This window comes from Methanomassiliicoccales archaeon LGM-DZ1 (genome assembly GCA_030168595.1).
GTDB lineage: Archaea > Thermoplasmatota > Thermoplasmata > Methanomassiliicoccales > Methanomethylophilaceae > Methanomethylophilus.
The window spans coordinates 205,428-221,931 of sequence record CP115556.1 but is presented as its reverse complement, the minus strand read 5'-3'; the positions used below and the strand labels follow the sequence as shown (position 1 = coordinate 221,931).

Here is a 16,504-nt window from a genome sequence, read left to right as displayed (position 1 = left end):
GGAGGACTTATCCTCCCGGCCTTCTCATATTATTCTCAGAATTCTGCCGGGCTGTCGTCGACGTAATGCTTCAGGGTGCCGTCGAGGACGCGTTTCGCATGGCCGGTGGCCTTAACGTTGCGCCAGGCCTCCTCTATAGTCCCGTCCTTGCCGACGAGGTAGCTGGAGCGGATCGTGCCGGTGACCTCGCGGCCGTAGAGCATCTTCTTGCCCCATGCCCCGCATTCCGCGGCATACTTATGGTCGGGGTCGCTCAGGAGCTTGACCTTCAGCCCGTACTTGTCCTTGAACTTCCGGTGGGACTCGATAGAATCCCCGCTGACCCCGATGACCGGGACGTTCCTGAGCTGGAACTTGGGGTAGAGGTCGGTGAACTCCTGGGCCTCCTTGGTGCATCCGGGCGTGCCGTCCTGGGAATAGAAGAACAGCACGAAACGGATGCCGAGCAGGGCCGAGGAATCGATCCATTCCCTGTTCTCGTCCTGCAGGCGGAACGGGGGCATCTTATCTCCCTTCTCCATCAGAACAGCCTCCCGGAGCGCTCGGCGGCCAGCCCGCTGATGTCCATCTCCACGGCGATGACGGGGTGCGTCATCTCGTATCCGGCGATGACCGCAGGCGACATCTCTCCGAAGATGCCGATCCTCTTCCCCTTGTACACTATGAAGGCGCCCCTTCCGGCGATGAAAGTGGGGTAGGAGCAGGGCTCGAGCGAGAAGTCCCCTCCGATCTCCCTCAGTATGGCCTCGGTGAGGGACTTGGCCTCGGTGAACGAGCTCTTGGACGCCGCCTGCAGGGCGCACAGGTGCAGGACTGTCTTCGCATCCCTGATGACGAACCCGGTCTCGAATATCCTCTGCGGGAGGTCCCTGTGCTTGTTGTGCCTCAGGATCCTCATGAGGCTGGGCAGGAGATAGGAGCGCAGGCAGGTGTGGTCCTCGGTTATCGGGTTCTTGACGGTCACGGAATCGACCTCGGGGAGGCCGGAGATCTCGAACTCGTCCCGGTGGTTGGACAGGGTCAGGGTGGTGACCTCGGTGTAGCCGAGGCCGATCATGACGTCCTTGAGCTTCTCGGAGAAATCAGTCTCTGGGAGGAGCCTGCCGAAGGTCTGGGTCACCGGGACCTTCCGTTTCCCGTAGTTCCCGAAGCCGTACCCTATGGCCACGTCCTCGTAGACGTCGGCGGCCGCCAGGAAGTCCATCCTGTAGGCGGGGATGACGGCGGTGAGCCTGTCGCCTTCGCAGCCGGCGTCCAGCCCCATCCTCCTCAGCGAGGCGACAGCGTCCTCCGGGGAGATCGGCACTCCGATGAACTTCCGGCACTCGGCAAGGGACACTGTCATCTTCCTGGGCTCCAGGTCGGGGTAGCTCTCCTTCGGAGCGCCTTCCATGTGGACACGGCAGATGGTGCCGCCCCTCTCGGCCAGGGCCGTGGCGACGATGTTGACGCATTCCTCGACGGCCGATGCATCGAAGCCGGTGACATCGATGAGCAGGTTGCGGGTGTTCACGGTGACGGCGGTGAGCGCCCCGTTGATGATCGGGGGGAAGCTGAGCACGCTGCCGTTGGCATCGGTGATGAGCGGGTACCTGTCGAAACCGTCGAGCAGGCGGGCGTACGCCCTGCCTTTCTCGTGTTTATCGAGGATCTCCCTCATGGTCATCTTCTGGGTCTTCGCGAGCGGAACGAAGGAGGTCCTATCGGGGTCGGCCGCGGAGAAGGTGAACGGTGGGACGACCTTGTCGAGATCGTGGATCCCGATGGCGACCTTCGTCCTCTTCCTCCCGACGGTGATGTGCAGCTTCTCCTGCAGCTCCATCATCGAGCGGAGGACGGTATCGTCGATCTCCACCCCTTTGACGGCGGCGCACATGAAGTAGGGACGGATCTCCCTGACCTCCGGGGTGACGATCGCCTTTATGTCCGAGTCCTCGACCTTGTAGGTCTTCAGCCCGGGCTCCATTCCGAGGTACTGCCTCATGGCCCTCGCGATGCCCTCGACGCTGTACAGGTCCGGCCGGTTGGGGAAGAACTCCACGGTCATCGCGTCATCGCCGGGGACGGTGTCGCCCGTGTCCGATCCGATCATCTGGAGGTCCTCGAGCGCCTTGTCCTGCGGCAGCTCCTTCCCGATGAGCTTCTCCAAGTCTTTGTAGCTGAAATTGACGTTGGTCATGCTTTGTTCCTCCCCAGCTGTGCGTGGGCCCTGCCGAGCTGGCCGGCGGCCTGGGCGGCCAGGGTCGACAGCTCGCCCGCGAGGACGGTTCCCGCGAGTATCTCGGCCAGTTTCCTGGCCTTGCCCTCGCCCTTACAACCCATCATCTCGAGCGCCTCGCGCTGGCAAGGCAGGCCGGTGCCGCCGCCGACGGTCCCGAGCTCGACCGCGGGCATCCTGACGCTTATGTACAGGTCCCCGCCGACGTCCTCGCAGTCGGTGAGGGTCATGCTCCCGCCCACGACCTGCGCCGGGTCCTGCCCGGTGGCGATGTAGAAGGCGGCGACCATGTTCGCGGCATGGGCGTTGGCCCCGAGGGTGCCGGCGAGGGAGGAGCCGACGAAGTTCTTCCTCACATTGGTCTCGACGATGAGCGCGGTGGTCGTATGGAGCTTGGACTCCACCAGGTCCTTGGGTATGAGGGCCTCGGCGACCACGGTCTTGCCGCGCCCCTCGATCATGTTGACGGCGGCGGGTTTCTTGTCCGAGCACAGGTTCCCGGAGACCGAGACCATGACCGCTCCCGTGGCCTCCTCGATGACGCGGCAGGCTGCCTCCGAGGCGATGGTGGCCATGTTCATCCCCATGGCGTCCCCGGTCTCGAAGGAGAACCTCAGGTAGAGCGCGCGGCCGGTGGGGAACTTCTCGATCCTGACCAGCCTGCCGTGCTTGGTGGTCGAAGCGGCGGCGGCCTTGATGTCGTCCTCGTGCGCGTCGATCCACTGGATGACCCTGCAGGCGTGCGACAGCCCGTCCACCCTGAGGACGGGCGCGCGGGTCATGCAGTCGGAGAAGACCTTCGTCCTGGCGCCACCGGCGGCCGTTATGACGGACATGCCGCGGGAAATGGATGCCACCAGCGCACCCTCGGTAGTGGCGAGAGGTACCAGGAACTCCCCTTCGGCGTACTCCCCTTCGACCTTCAGGGGCCCGGCGAAGCCCAGGGGCACCTGCACCGCCCCGATCATGTTCTCGATGTTGTGCTCCGCATCCTCTGCCCTGAAGCAGTATTTGGAAATCTTCTCGAGATCCGCGCCGGTGAACTGCTCGACTGCCCCGCGCCTCTCATCGACGTCCGCATGGGTGTGGCCCCTGTTCTTGAGCCCGGTACCGTCAGTCATGCTCCGAGCGAACCTTTCATGGATATTATAATTATTTATGCGCCCGCGGGAAGGCAGCTGATGCGCGGACGGACGCGCATACGGACGGGCGCATCTTCCGGGCCGTCCATGGAAGTTTTATATACCTTCCATGAATCTCCGCAATCACGGATTTGGATGCCGTTCGGTATCTGCCGTGGAAGGAATTGCTCCTTCGGGGCGCGCGGGGCCTTCGGGCGAACGCGTGCAGTGGTTTTTTCGCTATTGCTTCAGTGTCAGCGTTAGCGCCAGTTGTTTTTATATACATGAAGCGGCTATTCCGCCCTGCGGTCGCGCATACTTCACGGTAAGCGCGGCAGAAGGATGAACAAATGGTAACAGTCTACGACGTTCCCGCAGAGAAGCTCATTCTCAGGCTTTCTGAGAAGCTCAAAGAGAACGACAAGATCGTTGCTCCCGACTGGGCCGAGTTCGCTAAGACCGGTATCCAGGCCGAGAGGGCGCCCGTGCAGGGCGACTGGTGGTACACCAGGGCAGCCTCAGTCATGAGGAAACTGTATGTCAAGGGCCCCATGGGCACCTCCAAGCTCGCAGGCGAGTACGGAGGATACGTCGACAGGGGAAGCAAGCCCAACAGGGCCGTCAAGGGAAGCAGGAACATCATCAGGAAGATCCTGATCCAGCTCCAGGACGCAGGGCTCCTCGAGGCCACCAAGGACCTCCAGGGACGCAAGGTCAGCCCGGCCGGCCAGAAGCTCCTCGACAGCGTTGCGAAAGAGGTTTTCGACGAGGCCAAGAACTGAAGGGGCGAACGGCATGGACGACGATCCTGAATTGGAGGCTATCAGGCAGAGAAGGCTGCAGGAGATGCAGCAGAACCAGCAGAACCAGGCGGCCCAGGAGCAGCAGGCGAAGCAGATCGAGGCCCAGAAGCAGTCCATCCTCAGGCAGATCATGTCCCCCGAGGCACGCGACAGGCTGGCGAACGTCAAGCTCGCCAATCCCCAGCTCGCTGCCTCTGTTGAGAACCAGCTGATCCGCCTTTACCAGAGCGGCAGGCTTCAGCAGGAGATCAGCGACGCCATGCTGAGAGAGATCCTTCAGAGCATGGTTCCGCAGCACCGCGAAATCAAGATAGAGAGGAGATAAACATGTCATCTACAAAGCCCCCGGCAATGAAAGAGAGGCTCAACAAGAAGATCAAACAGAACCGCCGCGTCCCCGCATGGGTCATGCTCAGGACCAACAGGCAGTTCCTCAGGCACCCGAAGAGAAGGTCGTGGCGCATGGGCAAGCTCAAGGAGTGATTCCGATGGCAGACGAAGTAACCAGGATTATCGTCATCCCCCTGAGGGATGCAAGGCTCGCGCCCAGGTCCAGGAGGACCGAGCGTGCCGTCAAAGAGGTCAGGAAGGCCATCATGCGCCACATGAAGGTGGACGCTGAGCACGTCTGGATCGACAAGACGGTCAACGAGAAGGTCTGGGAGAACGGAATCCGCAACCCCCCTACCAAGATCACCGTGAAAGCGGTGAAGTTCGACGACGGCCTCGTAGAGGTCTCGCTCGCCGACAAGAAGGAGTGAACCGCATGGCAATGAGGCTCTCGAGGGTAGCGGGCACGCCCAACATAGGAGTTGAGGCCGCGGTCAGCGAGAACCTCGCCATCGTCTCCTCTGAGGCCGACGAGGCGTTCATAAAGGACATCTCCGAGGTCCTCGGCGTCAGGTCCGTCCCGACCACGGTCTCCGGGTCCCATGTGGTGGGCTCGCTCGTGGCGATGAACTCGCATGGGGCCGCCGTCTCCGGGCTCATCGAGTCCGCCGAGGCGGACCTCATCGGGAAGGAGCTGCCTATGGTCCTCCTGCCCGATTACTGCAACGCCGCGGGGAACAACATCCTCGCGAACGATAACGGCGCGGTTCTTTCGCCCGAGATTGACGCGAAGACCGCTGACAGGATCTCCGAGGCGCTCGGCATCGAGTGCGTCAGGTCGATGATCGCGGGCTGCGTGTCCGTCGGGTCCGTCGCATGCTGCACCAACAGCGGCTGCGTCGTGACCACCGAGGCCACCGACGACGACCTGCAGCTTCTCAGGGAGGTCCTGAAGGTCGACGTCGTCCGCACGACCGTCAACCACGGTTCCAGATACGTCGGTTCCGGCATCATCGCCAACTCCAGGGGAGCGCTCGTCGGCGACGCCACGACCCCCATAGAGATGGGCAGGATAGAGGACGGCCTGGCCCTCTGAGGGCGGGCCCCTTCCTCTGTTCCTTTTTTTCAGGCTTTCTTTCTCCGGCCGTCCCGGCCGCTTTCACGACTGGTCGAAGATCCAGTATCCTGTGAAATCCGCTATGTCCCCGGCCGTGAGCTCCACCTCGTTCCCGACATGGACGAACGAATCCGGGTCCTTGCCTTCGGCGTAGCTCGACAGTGGCGACAGCGGCAGCGTTATCCCGCCCGTCCTGTAGCCCACCGGCACGATGACCTTGGGCGATACCGCCGACATCATCTCGTCGGCGCGGGCGATGGGCAGGGTGCCGAACTCGCCTACCGGGACGAAGACGATGTCCGCGCCCTTCATCCGGGCGATCTCCTCCTCCCCCGGGATGTCCCCGAGGGCCCCGCAGAAGACTATCCTCAGCCCGTCCATCTCGAACATGTAGACCGAGTTCCGGCCGCGCTCCTTCCCTCCGGACGCGTCGGCGAACGACGGGAGCCCTTCGAAACTGAAGCATCCGCACTCCTGGCGGCCGAGGGCCTCCATGAAGTCCTTATGCTTCCCGGTGAGGGAACGGAAGCAGTTCCTCTCGTACGAGTTGTGGGTGCACAGTGCCACATCCGCCGAGGCGGCGGGTTTGGCGATCCCGATGGAACGGCCGTCGTGCGGATCCGTGACGACCCTTACGGAATCGTCCGAGAAGAGGAAGCAGGAGTAGCCGAACCACCTGATGTACATACTCGCCCTCTAAGACGTGTCTTCTATAAATCGTCGTATGCCGGGCCCCGCTCCTCCGCGCCGCAGTGCTCAGCATAAAATATGCGCGCGATGATACGAAGGCGATGAAGAAGACCCTGATCCTCGCTGTCGACCGCGATGACGATTTTGGCGCCAAAGGAGGCGTCGAATCGCCGGCGATAGGCATGGACGCATGCTACAAGGCGGCCGCCGCCCTGGGCACTGCTGACCCCGAGGATTCCGACACCAACGCGCTCTATGCTGCCATGAACATCTACCGGCAGATGGAGGCGGACGGAGATAATCCGCCTGGGTCCTTCGAAGTGGCGCTCATCTGCGGCAATAAGAAAGTCGGGTACAAGTCCGACGAGGCGCTCGTGGAGCAGCTCGACAGGGTCATCGAGGAGGTCAAGCCCGACCGCGCGGTCCTCGTCAGCGACGGCGCGGAGGATGAGTACATCTACCCCATCATATCCTCGCGTGTCCCCATAATCTCCGTCAGGAAGGTCTACGTCAAGCAGGCCCCCGGGGTCGAAGGTACGTTCTACATCATCCAGAAGACCCTCGAGGACCCTCAGAAGAAGGAGCGTTTCCTGGCCCCGATAGCCTGGATCGTCCTGATAATCAGCGCTGTGTACCTCGTGGTCAACATGTACGACTGCGACAGCGCCGAGGAGTACGTCCTCAAGTCCACCACCCCGCTGATATTCTTCATCGTCGGGGTCCTGCTGATCATCTATTCGTACAGCCTCGACGACAGGATCCACAACCTCATCAAGAGGTCCGACAGGGACGCCCTCGACCTCATCTTCCTCCTGGCTGGTATGGCATTCATAGTCGTTGGCATCGTGTTCGGTTACTTCTCCCTCTCGGAGTACTACACCCCCCGCATCACCCAGAAAGCATACATCTTCCTGTCCAACGCCCTGTGGCCGGCCATATTCGGGCTGATGACCTTCACCTTCGGCTCGCTGCTCGACGAGTACTTCTCCAAGGGCAAGGTCAAGATCGTCTACGTCGTCCGCTTCCTGGACCTGGTGGCGATCGGCCTCATCCTGTGCGGCGTGTTCGACCTCATCGGCGAGTCGGTGGACATCGTCGACCTCAGCACCACCGTCGTCGGCCTCGAGCTGATTGGCGGCTTCCTGATGGCCATCTTCGCGACCGTCATGCAGATCGCCGTCCACCGCGGGCAGGCCAAGAAAGAGGAAGAGGATGAATTACCAAGAATGGGAGCCTGAGTATCTCGAGATCTGCAGGGACATGGGATACGACCCGGCCCAGGACACTATGTCCGCCAGGGTCCTCCTCGCCGTCACCCAGAACTCGGACCTGCGCATGGGCTCGGACTTCGAAGGGCTCATGAAGGGAACGGTCACGGTGCTCGGAGGCGCCGGATGCCTCGAGAAGGACATTGCCGAGCGCCCTCCCGAGGGCTGCGTCATTGCCGCCGGGTCCGCCGCCGGAAGGGCCGGCATAACCCCGGACATCATGGTCACGGACCTGGACGGCGACCTGCAGGCCCAGATCGGCCTGAGCGCGGCCGGGGTCCCCGCCTTCATCCTGGCACACGGCGACAACGCCGAGACGGTCGCCCGCTGCGCCCCGCTGTTCAAAGGGCCCATAGTTCTGACGACCCAGGGGGAGCCGTTCGGCATAGTCGAGTGCCACGGGGGGTTCACCGACGGCGACAGGGCCGTCTGCCTGGCGAAGGAGGCCGGGTCGCAGAGGATTCTCCTCAGGGGGTTCGATTTCGGCAGCCCGATGCCCAAGGCCGGGTCCGACCCGGCGGTCAAGCTCCGCAAGCTGTCCTGGGCGAAGAGGATCATCGAGGAGCACGGTGGCGCGGCCGTCCGGTTCTGAGCGTACGGACGGAGACCCGGGATCGCATCAGCATGCGTAGAAGGGTTCAGGCCTCGGACCCCTCTCTGTTCATACCGTGCGTTCGGGACAGCGGCCCGGCGCCCAATAACGCTATAACCGCGCTCAGGATTAGGGAGGACCGATATGAGCGCGACCGGATGGATACTCCTAATCCTGACCCTTATCTACATCCCGCTGTGGGTGTGGGTGTGGAAGAGCCCCCGCGCTCAGAAGCTGGGCCTCCAGAAGTACGGCCCGATCATCAAGATCAATACCCAGCTCGGCAAGAAGTCCATGGACAAGGTCTGCCGCTTCCATCGTTTCTGGAGGGCGATGGGCATCTTCTCGCAGGCGGCCTCGTTCATCATGATGGTCCTGATCGTTTACATGGTGGTCGTCGCCGTCATCAACCTGCCCAACCGCCTCAGCAGCGGGACCTCGATAGGCATCGAGTATGTCCTGGCCATACCCGGGATCAATCCCCTTCTGCCCTTCTGGTACGCTCTCATCGGCCTGATAATCGCCCTGGTCTGCCACGAGTTCGCCCACGGCGTGCAGACACGCTCCAACGGCATGAGGGTGAAGAACACCGGCCTCCTCTACGGTGTCGTCCCCCTCGGAGCGTTCGTCGAGCCGGAGCAGGAAGATGTGGAGAAGGCCAGCCGCAGGGTGAAGCTCGACCTCTACAGCGCCGGGATCACCACTAACTTCATCATCGCCGGTGTCGCGTTCCTGATAATGTCATTCGGGATGCTGGGGTCGGTCTCCTCCGATTATTCGGACAATTGCGCGGTCTACATGGAGGCCGAGGACTCGCCCGCCTACAATGCGGATATCTCCGCAGGCGACATCATCTCGGAGATTAACGGCGAGACGTTCTATTTCTCGGACGATTTCGATGACGGCCGCACCTATTCTTGGTCTCCCGGGGACCTCGTCACCGTGACGTGCATCTCCGAAAACAGCACCTATAGTGCCCAACTCGTGTGGGGGGTGTATATCAGCAAGATCGCCGAGGATTCTTCCGCGGACAAGGCCGGGCTGGGAGAGAGCATGTTCATCCTATCGGCCGAGCGCGACGGCGTCACGTACAAGTTCTACACCCAGAACCAGTTCTCCGACTTCATGTCCTCCACGAGCGGCGGGGACACCGTGACGTTCACGGTCATGCAGCGTACCTCCGGCGGAACATATACGACAAAGACCGTCGACGCCGTCCTGGACGAGAACAACGGCATCGGATACCTCGGGGTCTATGCCAACACCTCGGGCATGGTCCTCACGACCCCTGAGATCATCCTCGAGACCGCCTCGAATCCCTTCTACGGCGCCGACGGCATGCTGGACTACGTTCAGAGCTCGCTGTCCTACCTGGTCCTCCCCATCAACGGGTTCGACCCCATACCGTCGAGCGTCCAGTGGTGGTACGGTGAGAGCGATGCCTTCTGGATGGCCGCCGAGCTGCTGTACTGGATATTCTGGATCAACATCCTGCTTGGCATCTGCAACGCTCTGCCCGCGGTCCCGTTCGACGGTGGCTTCATATTCATGGGCTGGGTCGACTGGGTCCTCGAGAAGACCGGGAAGAAGGACAGGGCTGCGCGCGAGAAACAGGCCGAGGAGATCACCGGGAACATATCGATACTGATGATCTTCCTCTATGCTATCGTGATCGTAGCGGTGCTCGTCTGATAAGGGCGCAGGCGAAAACTGCTCATTCCTATGAACTCGCATGCTGCAAAATGTCTGCATCCGATGGCAGATGGGTGCCGGAGGACCGTCCCGGGTATGAGATAGGATGGATTGTGTCGGAACTGCAAATTCGAACACTTGGACGATCCCCCGGTGTGCAATCCCATCCGCACACCGAATGACTGGCATATTTCCAGATTACCGCTGGGTATTTAATTAAATTTGAATCCGAACTGATAACATTGCACCCCTGTTAATTTATCCGATTCTTTATCATATCTTTTACCAAATGAAATAGCCAGAATCATAAAAAATCGATTCTCTTGATCAAATGCCCCGAAACAGTGCATGGAATCAATTATAAGAGTGCTGACCATTCATCTCTTCATGTTCAGTCCCGAAAAGGACCTGAGCAGGAAGATAATTGAGCTTCTCGGCAAAGATGGGATGTCGATTAGTTCGCTGGACAAGGAACTATCCAGGCAGGGCATAAAGGACCACCGCCTGGTCCTCACCGGATATCTGAGGGCGATGACCGACCTCGGATACCTCAGGATGAGGGATGTTCCCCCGGCGAAGATCTACGTTCCTGCGAAAAGGCTGCCCGATAACATCTACGATGCCGTGACCGCCGGCGCCCGTGCCTACTCCGGCATAGACACCGACGAAGTGATACTGTACTGCCTGAACCGCCTGTTCCGCAGGCCGGTGTTCGAGTCGGAGCTCCGCCGCTGCGGGATCATGCGCCCTGTAGGCGAGAGAGCGGGCGATGATGCGGTGGCCGACGCCGCGAAGGTCCTGAAGAGGGCCGGCAACATCGTCCCGAGCGATGCCGCCTATGTTCCGGTGAAAGAATATCTTGAGGAATACGACGCGATTGTGGCCGCCGCCGTCCTGGAGGCCACGGACTCCGGGCACCTGGTCATGACGACCAAGCAGACGAAGCTCTTCTGAAAAGGTTAATATCCGCGGGTGCGTGCCTGGGGAATATGGCCCTGCAGGAGGTTATCGACGCCATCCGCGGATTCCCGGGCGTCACCAGGAAGGGAAAGATACACGAGGTCGTCGACCTGTTGCCGACGGATTCGTTCGCTAACGTGGACGCCGCCGAAGGCGAGGACGCCGCCGCCATCGATGACGGCGACCACTACATCCTCTTCGCCGCCGACGGCATCATGGAGTCGCTGGTCGAGTCTGACCCGTACATGGCCGGCTATTTCGCGGTCCTGGTCAACATCAACGACATAGCCGCCATGGGCGGCAGGGCGACCGCCATGGTGGACGTCATGTCCATGTCCGACGAGGTCCTCTGCGGGAGGATGCTCAGGGGCATGGAGGAGGGCGTCCGCAGGTTCAGGGTCCCGATCGTCGGAGGCCACACGCATCCTGACTGCGATTACCATGCCATCGACATCTCCGTCATCGGCAGGGTCAGGAAGGACGCCCTGGTCCGGAGCAGCACCGCCGCCGACGGGGACGACGTCGTCATGGTCATGGACCTGGACGGCCACTATCCAAAGACCACACCGTACGCATGGGAGACCACCCTCGCCAAGGACCCCAAGCTCGTGAGAAGGCAGATGGAGGCCGCTGCCATCGTGGCGGAGAACCACTGGGTGCACGCCGGCAAGGACCTCAGCAATCCAGGCAGCGTGGGCACGCTCGGCATGCTCCTCGAGACCTCGGAGATGGGCGCTGAAGTGGATATCCGCAGCATCCCCATACCGGAATCAGAGAAAGGGGAAGGCCTCATCCGCTGGCTCCTCGCCTATCAGGGATGCGGGTTCGTGTACTCGTGCCCTCCGGAGCATTCTGCCGACGTCATCGCCGAGTTCGCCAAGGTCGGCTGCGCCGGGGCGGTCGTGGGGAAGATCAACTCCTCCCGCAGGCTGACCCTGACCATGGACGGAGAGAAAGGCGTCCTGTTCGATTTCACCAAGGACATCATCACCGGATGCAGGCCGAAAAGCCGCCGCAGATCGGAATGATCCGCGGCCCCTGCATCCGGGCCGGAAGAAATACCGCCCGATCGAGAGAAAAGTGTTAGGCACGGAAAGGTGGACGTCACTTCCGCGGCCGGTAATCCATCTCCCTCCTCAACCCTGTATCCCCGCAAACGTCGGTAGCTCGAGGTTAGGCTGCTCCCGTCAGGGCCTGGCCCGGTCCCCCCGATTGGCGCGCTCCGCGATCCCCTCCGGGAACGAAGGACGCGTACTCCAACTCTGCAGGACAAAGTATCATCGTCGTTCGAAGGGCCGGCCGTTTCCGCTCCGCCGCCCCCTCCAGTCGCCCACGCTGTGACGATTGCGTGTTCAGGGCACGCCAAGCTCCCCGGCCAAGCCTAACGTGGTGGTAAAAGGACGGTCCGTATTTAACAAGTATGCTTTTCGGAAACTTCCTCTTCCTCATATATGATGGAACAAGCGATTTCAAGCACTGCCCTGAACCGCACGGCCATCAGCTCGCCATGGCCGCATTTCCCGATCCGGCCATGCATCATCGTGATCCGCTGACCGGCCTATATAGCTGCAACCAGGCCTACAGAGGCGCTTTCCCTGCAATCATTTATTAACGTCCCGCCCGTGAGGATGGCTGAGTGGTCCATTGAACGATGTTCAGACCTGCCTGCTGTCGATGTACAAGGATATCGCTGCCGTCCTCGACGCGCACGGGTTCCGCTATTATGCTTTGTACGGCACGGCCATCGGCACGGTGCGTCACAACGGGTTCATCCCGTGGGACGACGATATCGACCTGGGAGTGTGGGCGGAGGACCTCCCGGCGGTCATGGACGCCTTGGAATCGGACCTGGACAAAGATCGCTATTATGTCCACGACCCTACCGCCGATACCCATCCCCATGTCATGCTCAGGACGGAGGACATGGAGAAGGACCTGGGTTCCGAACAGACCCCGTTCATCGACATATTCCCGATCGAACGCTATCCGGAGGGCAGGTTCAGGCGCGCCGTCTCCTTCGCGGCGGTGTGGGGACTCCACATATGGGTCACGGCACTGAACCGCGTGAGGTCGCTGGCCGTCCACCGCATGCTCTCCTGGATACCGGCAGGGCATATGAGGCTGGCCGAGCTCATGCCCGAGGAAGGCTCGCGCACGACCGCCATCTACACGACAGCGTTCGCGAAGGAGCTCTTCCCCGCCGATTGGTACGGCACCCCCGTCAGGCACAGGTTCGAGGACACCGAGATCCCCCTCCCGGAGAAATGGGACCTCCTCCTGACCGCGGAGTTCGGGGATTACATGACGCCGCCCCCCGAGGACCAGCGCACCGGGGCGAAAGGGTTCCCGCTGAGCGTCCTGAAGGATTACATAATGGAAAAGCGGGGCATCAACTGCCGCCGCATCCGCAGGCGCCGATTCGCCTGCCGCCGCAGAGGATGCAGCTTCCGTGCCCGGAGGCGATGAACCTCGGGTCGGCGCCCTCGAGCTCCTTCAGGAGTTCCCCGTACTTCTCGCGGCTGGGCATGAAATGCCTGTCCACGGTCGTCAGGACCCTGTCCCAGGTGTCCTCCTGGATCTTCCCGTCGGACATGCCGCGGAAGAACAGGTCGGAGCTGTAGAAGACGCCGCTGCCGCGGTCGAGGCAGAGGACACCGTTCTGGAGATGGACCTCGGACGGGTACTTGTAGAACCTTAAGGCGAGCTCGCCGTCGTTGATGCCGTTCGCCGAATCGCCGACTATTATCCTGCCTTTGTACCCGAAGCCCTGCATCTCCTTCGCGGTGAACGAGGAGCAGATGACGGAGATCTTCGGATACTTTTTGTGGAACAGCATGTACCCGCCGCACTCGTCGGATTCCATATGGGATATGAAGAGGTACTTCAGCGGTTTCCCGCCGAGTATGCGGTCTATGCGCGGGAGTATCCATTCCGCCTGGGACGCGGTGCCGGTGGCGAACATGATGGGGGGATCGGAGGCCAGCAGGTACTGGTGCACCGGCATGGCCATCATCCCCACGTTCTGCGAGAACTGGTAGAGCTTCCCGAATATCGGCGATTCGCGGTCCATCACTTTTTCCCCGGGCCGTCCGCGAGGGACCTGCCGACGGAGAAGGCCTTGGCGATCTCCCCGCCGACATGCATGTACCTCCTGGTCTCCCCGTCGAACACCAGGGGGTCGAGCTTCGCGATGTCTATCTTCCCGTCGGTCAGGATCCTCTCGTCGGCGCTGACATTGACGATCTCTGCCACCACGCGGATCGTGTCCTCGGCGATGGTGTCGTGCGATACAACCTTGCACTCGAACGTCAGGGGGAACTCGTCGATGACAGGGGCGTCCACGTGCGCGCTCGGGTGCGAATGCAGGCCGGACCTAGCGAACTTGTCGGGCGTCTTGTTGGCGGAGACGATCCCGAGGTAGTCCGCTTCCTTCACGTGCGCGGCGTCGGCGATGCTGACAGTGACCGCTCCCCTCTCCATGAGGGACACCGACGTGTGGTGGGAGGCGGTAAGGCAGATCCCGATGCGGTAATCATCGTCAATGCCGGCCCACGCGGCCGTCAGGGCATCGGTCTTCCCTTCTTTGTCGTAGGCGGCGACGATAACGGCGGGCATAGGGTACAGCAGGGTCTTCCTTCCCAGGTCTTTCCTCATGCGGACCGTATCGGAAGGCGGTTATATCAGCTGTTCGCGCCGATGATAGGTGCCGTCAGCATCTCTGTTTATATACAAGGAGCGGATAATCCTGAAGCGTGCTACGTGTTAGCACGGTGTACGGTTGATAGATATGTCTGCAATATTCGGGGAGAGTGCTGAAGAATGAGCATCATGGGCCTCACGGACCCTTGGATCATCGGGGCCTATGCGCTTTGCATCATAACAGTGGTGCTCTGCTGCCTCGTCGGCATTCTCGGAGGAGGACGCAAGAACATCTCCAAAGAGGATGCCGATGAGGGAGATGAAGACGGGGGCATGGACCAATGAGCGGCGTATCGCTGCCCATATTGGCCGTCATGATCGCCGTCTTCGGAGCGGTCACGGTCTACCTCGGATATTACGGATACCGCAACACGCGCGACAACAAGGAGTTCCTGCTGGGCAGGAACAAGACCAACTCCGTCATCATCGGGCTGTCGTACGGCGCCACGTTCCTCAGCGCCAGCGCCGTCATCGGGTTCGGGGGTCAGGCCGCGACGCACGGCCTCACCCTGATGTACCTGTGCTTCCTCAACCTGTTCGTCGGCCTGTTCGTGGCGTTCCTGTTCTTCGGGCCCAGGACCAGGCGCATCGGCAGGAGGCTGCACGCCTCCACCTTCGCCGACATCCTCGGGAAGATGTACTCGTCCAAGGGGATACGCGCGTTCACCGCCATCCTCATCATCGTGATGATGCCGATCTACTGCGCCGCCGTGCTCAAAGGGGGCGTCAACTCCGTCGCCGTCATCACCGGGCTGAACGACTACTACGACGAGATCCTCGTGATCATGGCCGTCATCGTCGGCCTCTACGTCATCTACGGCGGGATCATCGCGGTCATGTACAACGACGCGCTGCAGGCCGCCGTCATGTTCTGCGGCATGGCGGTGATCCTCGTGGTCACCTTCGCGGAGCTCGACGGCGTCACCGCGGCCTTCGAGAGCCTGGCGGACCTGCCGGCATCCTCGGCTTCCGGGGTGCTCCCCGGGTTCGAGGGCTGGGACAGCGTGGCGGACTTCGGATCTTCGGAATGGATGCTGGTGGTGACCACGTTCCTGATGGGCGTCGGCCTGGGCGTGCTGACCCAGCCTCAGCTGATCGTCAGGTTCATGTCCGCCAAGGACGACCGCATGCTCGACCGCTCCCTCATAGTCGGGAGCATCTTCATGTTCGTAATCGTCGGCACCGCCTACACCTGCGGAGCGCTGTCCAACGTCTTCTTCTGGAACAACGGGGAGGGGCTGGCGGCAGCGCACGTCGCGAGCATCTACGGCAGCGGGTCCACCGACTTCATCATCCCCCAGTTCATCCTCGAGCTCTTCGACGGGAAGACCGGAGGCGACTTCATCGTCTGCCTGTTCCTCCTGTCGCTGATATGCGCATCGATCTCCACCATAAGCGCTCTGATGCACACCATCGGGGCGGCCGGGGGATACGACCTGTACACGCTCGCCAGACAGCGCAGGGAGCGCAATGAGGCGGATTCCCAGAACATCAGGGTGAACAGGATCTGCACCGCCGTCATGCTGGTGCTCGTGGTCGTGTACTGCTACATCATGCCCAAGGACATCATAGCCAAGGCCACGTCTCTGTTCATGGGCATCACCGCCGCGGCCCTGCTGCCGGCCTTCGTGCACGGCCTGTACACCAAGCGCACCCCCGACAGGAAGGCGGCGCTGGCCAGCATCATAGTCGGCACCGTGTCCTACCTGTTCTGGGCGCTGTTCATCAACACCTCGACCTCGGTGTTCCTGCCGATCTGCAAGTGGATCACCGGGAACAGCGTGCTGTTCACGGAGGGCTCCATCCAGTACTGCGATGCGCTCGTCGTCGCGCTGCCCCTGTCGATCATCGTCTTCGCAGCCGTCCTCCTCATCGACCGCGCCAGGGAGAAGAGGCAGCCGTCCCTGCAGGCGTCCGCGGCCGAGTGAGGCCGAAAGAAACATCTTCCCGCATGTGCCAGACCGGCGCCCGCCGACAGCGGGGGCCGGCCCTCCCGGCCGTGTTCCGCCATGCT

The 16,504-nt window shown here is 61.6% G+C and carries 19 protein-coding genes and 1 other RNA gene; 13 read left to right on the top strand and 7 right to left on the bottom strand.

Annotated elements, in window-relative coordinates:
• Positions 1-35 precede the first annotated feature (35 nt).
• The 3 genes from O8W32_00990 to hmgA are packed head-to-tail and all read right to left on the bottom strand — an operon-like array spanning position 36 to position 3,339.
• A complete protein-coding gene (locus O8W32_00990; GenBank protein WII09420.1) occupies positions 36-521 on the bottom strand; it encodes a peroxiredoxin in 486 nt (161 codons plus the stop codon).
• Entirely contained in the window at positions 521-2,179 is a 1,659-nt protein-coding gene (pheT, locus tag O8W32_00985) for a phenylalanine--tRNA ligase subunit beta (GenBank protein ID WII09419.1), read from the bottom strand. The genes O8W32_00990 and pheT overlap by 1 nt, the downstream gene beginning before the upstream one ends.
• A complete protein-coding gene (gene hmgA / locus O8W32_00980) occupies positions 2,176-3,339 on the bottom strand; it encodes a hydroxymethylglutaryl-CoA reductase (NADPH) (protein ID WII09418.1) in 1,164 nt (387 codons plus the stop codon). Before hmgA ends, pheT begins: the two co-directional genes overlap by 4 nt.
• Before the next feature lie 350 nt (positions 3,340-3,689).
• Here hmgA and O8W32_00975 point away from each other — a divergent pair, with 350 nt between their 5' ends.
• Genes O8W32_00975 through O8W32_00955 form a run of 5 tightly spaced genes read left to right on the top strand, consistent with a single transcriptional unit; the run spans position 3,690 to position 5,568 of the window.
• Positions 3,690-4,121 carry a 30S ribosomal protein S19e gene (locus O8W32_00975; protein ID WII09417.1) on the top strand — a complete coding sequence of 144 codons (432 nt, stop codon included), beginning with the start codon at positions 3,690-3,692 and terminating at the stop codon, positions 4,119-4,121.
• A 13-nt stretch (positions 4,122-4,134) separates the two neighbouring features.
• On the top strand, positions 4,135-4,467 hold the full coding sequence (locus O8W32_00970) for a DNA-binding protein (protein ID WII09416.1): 333 nt from the start codon (positions 4,135-4,137) through the stop codon (positions 4,465-4,467).
• 26 nt (positions 4,468-4,493) lie between these two features.
• Positions 4,494-4,625, top strand: coding sequence for a 50S ribosomal protein L39e (locus O8W32_00965; GenBank protein ID WII09415.1), 132 nt, complete (start codon positions 4,494-4,496; stop codon positions 4,623-4,625).
• A gap of 5 nt (positions 4,626-4,630) precedes the next feature.
• Positions 4,631-4,903: a 50S ribosomal protein L31e gene (locus O8W32_00960; protein WII09414.1), complete on the top strand. Its 273-nt coding sequence runs from the start codon at positions 4,631-4,633 to the stop codon at positions 4,901-4,903.
• 5 nt (positions 4,904-4,908) lie between these two features.
• Positions 4,909-5,568, top strand: coding sequence for a translation initiation factor IF-6 (locus O8W32_00955; protein WII09413.1), 660 nt, complete (start codon positions 4,909-4,911; stop codon positions 5,566-5,568).
• 63 nt (positions 5,569-5,631) lie between these two features.
• On the opposite strand, the gene O8W32_00950 is transcribed toward O8W32_00955, so the two are convergent.
• Positions 5,632-6,276 (bottom strand): MBL fold metallo-hydrolase, encoded by a 645-nt coding sequence (locus O8W32_00950; protein WII09412.1) that lies wholly within the window; start codon positions 6,274-6,276, stop codon positions 5,632-5,634.
• A gap of 104 nt (positions 6,277-6,380) precedes the next feature.
• On the opposite strand from O8W32_00950, the gene O8W32_00945 reads away from it, so the two are divergent.
• The 5 genes from O8W32_00945 (at position 6,381) to O8W32_00925 (ending at position 11,819) form a co-directional block, all read left to right on the top strand.
• Positions 6,381-7,517 (top strand): DUF373 family protein, encoded by a 1,137-nt coding sequence (locus O8W32_00945; protein WII09411.1) that lies wholly within the window; start codon positions 6,381-6,383, stop codon positions 7,515-7,517.
• Positions 7,492-8,139, top strand: a complete 648-nt coding sequence (locus O8W32_00940) for a DUF115 domain-containing protein (protein WII09410.1) — start codon at positions 7,492-7,494, stop codon at positions 8,137-8,139. The genes O8W32_00945 and O8W32_00940 overlap by 26 nt, the downstream gene beginning before the upstream one ends.
• A 144-nt stretch (positions 8,140-8,283) precedes the next feature.
• On the top strand, positions 8,284-9,831 hold the full coding sequence (locus O8W32_00935) for a site-2 protease family protein (protein ID WII09409.1): 1,548 nt from the start codon (positions 8,284-8,286) through the stop codon (positions 9,829-9,831).
• Between the two features lie 387 nt (positions 9,832-10,218).
• Positions 10,219-10,785 carry a hypothetical protein gene (locus O8W32_00930; GenBank protein WII09408.1) on the top strand — a complete coding sequence of 189 codons (567 nt, stop codon included), beginning with the start codon at positions 10,219-10,221 and terminating at the stop codon, positions 10,783-10,785.
• A 35-nt stretch (positions 10,786-10,820) separates the two neighbouring features.
• Positions 10,821-11,819, top strand: a complete 999-nt coding sequence (locus O8W32_00925; GenBank protein WII09407.1) for an AIR synthase related protein — start codon at positions 10,821-10,823, stop codon at positions 11,817-11,819.
• A gap of 53 nt (positions 11,820-11,872) precedes the next feature.
• Here O8W32_00925 and ffs read toward each other — a convergent pair.
• Positions 11,873-12,178: signal recognition particle sRNA (gene ffs / locus O8W32_00920), an RNA gene on the bottom strand.
• 257 nt (positions 12,179-12,435) lie between these two features.
• Between ffs and O8W32_00915 the strand changes: the two genes are divergently transcribed.
• Entirely contained in the window at positions 12,436-13,257 is an 822-nt protein-coding gene (locus O8W32_00915; GenBank protein ID WII09406.1) for a LicD family protein, read from the top strand.
• Here the strand turns inward: O8W32_00915 and O8W32_00910 are convergent.
• Positions 13,181-13,861: a flavoprotein gene (locus O8W32_00910; protein WII09405.1), complete on the bottom strand. Its 681-nt coding sequence runs from the start codon at positions 13,859-13,861 to the stop codon at positions 13,181-13,183. The genes O8W32_00915 and O8W32_00910 overlap by 77 nt on opposite strands.
• Positions 13,861-14,445, bottom strand: a complete 585-nt coding sequence (locus O8W32_00905; protein WII09404.1) for a flavin reductase family protein — start codon at positions 14,443-14,445, stop codon at positions 13,861-13,863. Before O8W32_00905 ends, O8W32_00910 begins: the two co-directional genes overlap by 1 nt.
• A gap of 165 nt (positions 14,446-14,610) precedes the next feature.
• On the opposite strand from O8W32_00905, the gene O8W32_00900 reads away from it, so the two are divergent.
• Positions 14,611-14,775 carry a hypothetical protein gene (locus tag O8W32_00900; GenBank protein ID WII09403.1) on the top strand — a complete coding sequence of 55 codons (165 nt, stop codon included), beginning with the start codon at positions 14,611-14,613 and terminating at the stop codon, positions 14,773-14,775.
• Positions 14,772-16,418 carry a sodium:solute symporter family protein gene (locus O8W32_00895; protein ID WII09402.1) on the top strand — a complete coding sequence of 549 codons (1,647 nt, stop codon included), beginning with the start codon at positions 14,772-14,774 and terminating at the stop codon, positions 16,416-16,418. The genes O8W32_00900 and O8W32_00895 overlap by 4 nt, the downstream gene beginning before the upstream one ends.
• Positions 16,419-16,504: the final 86 nt, after the last annotated feature.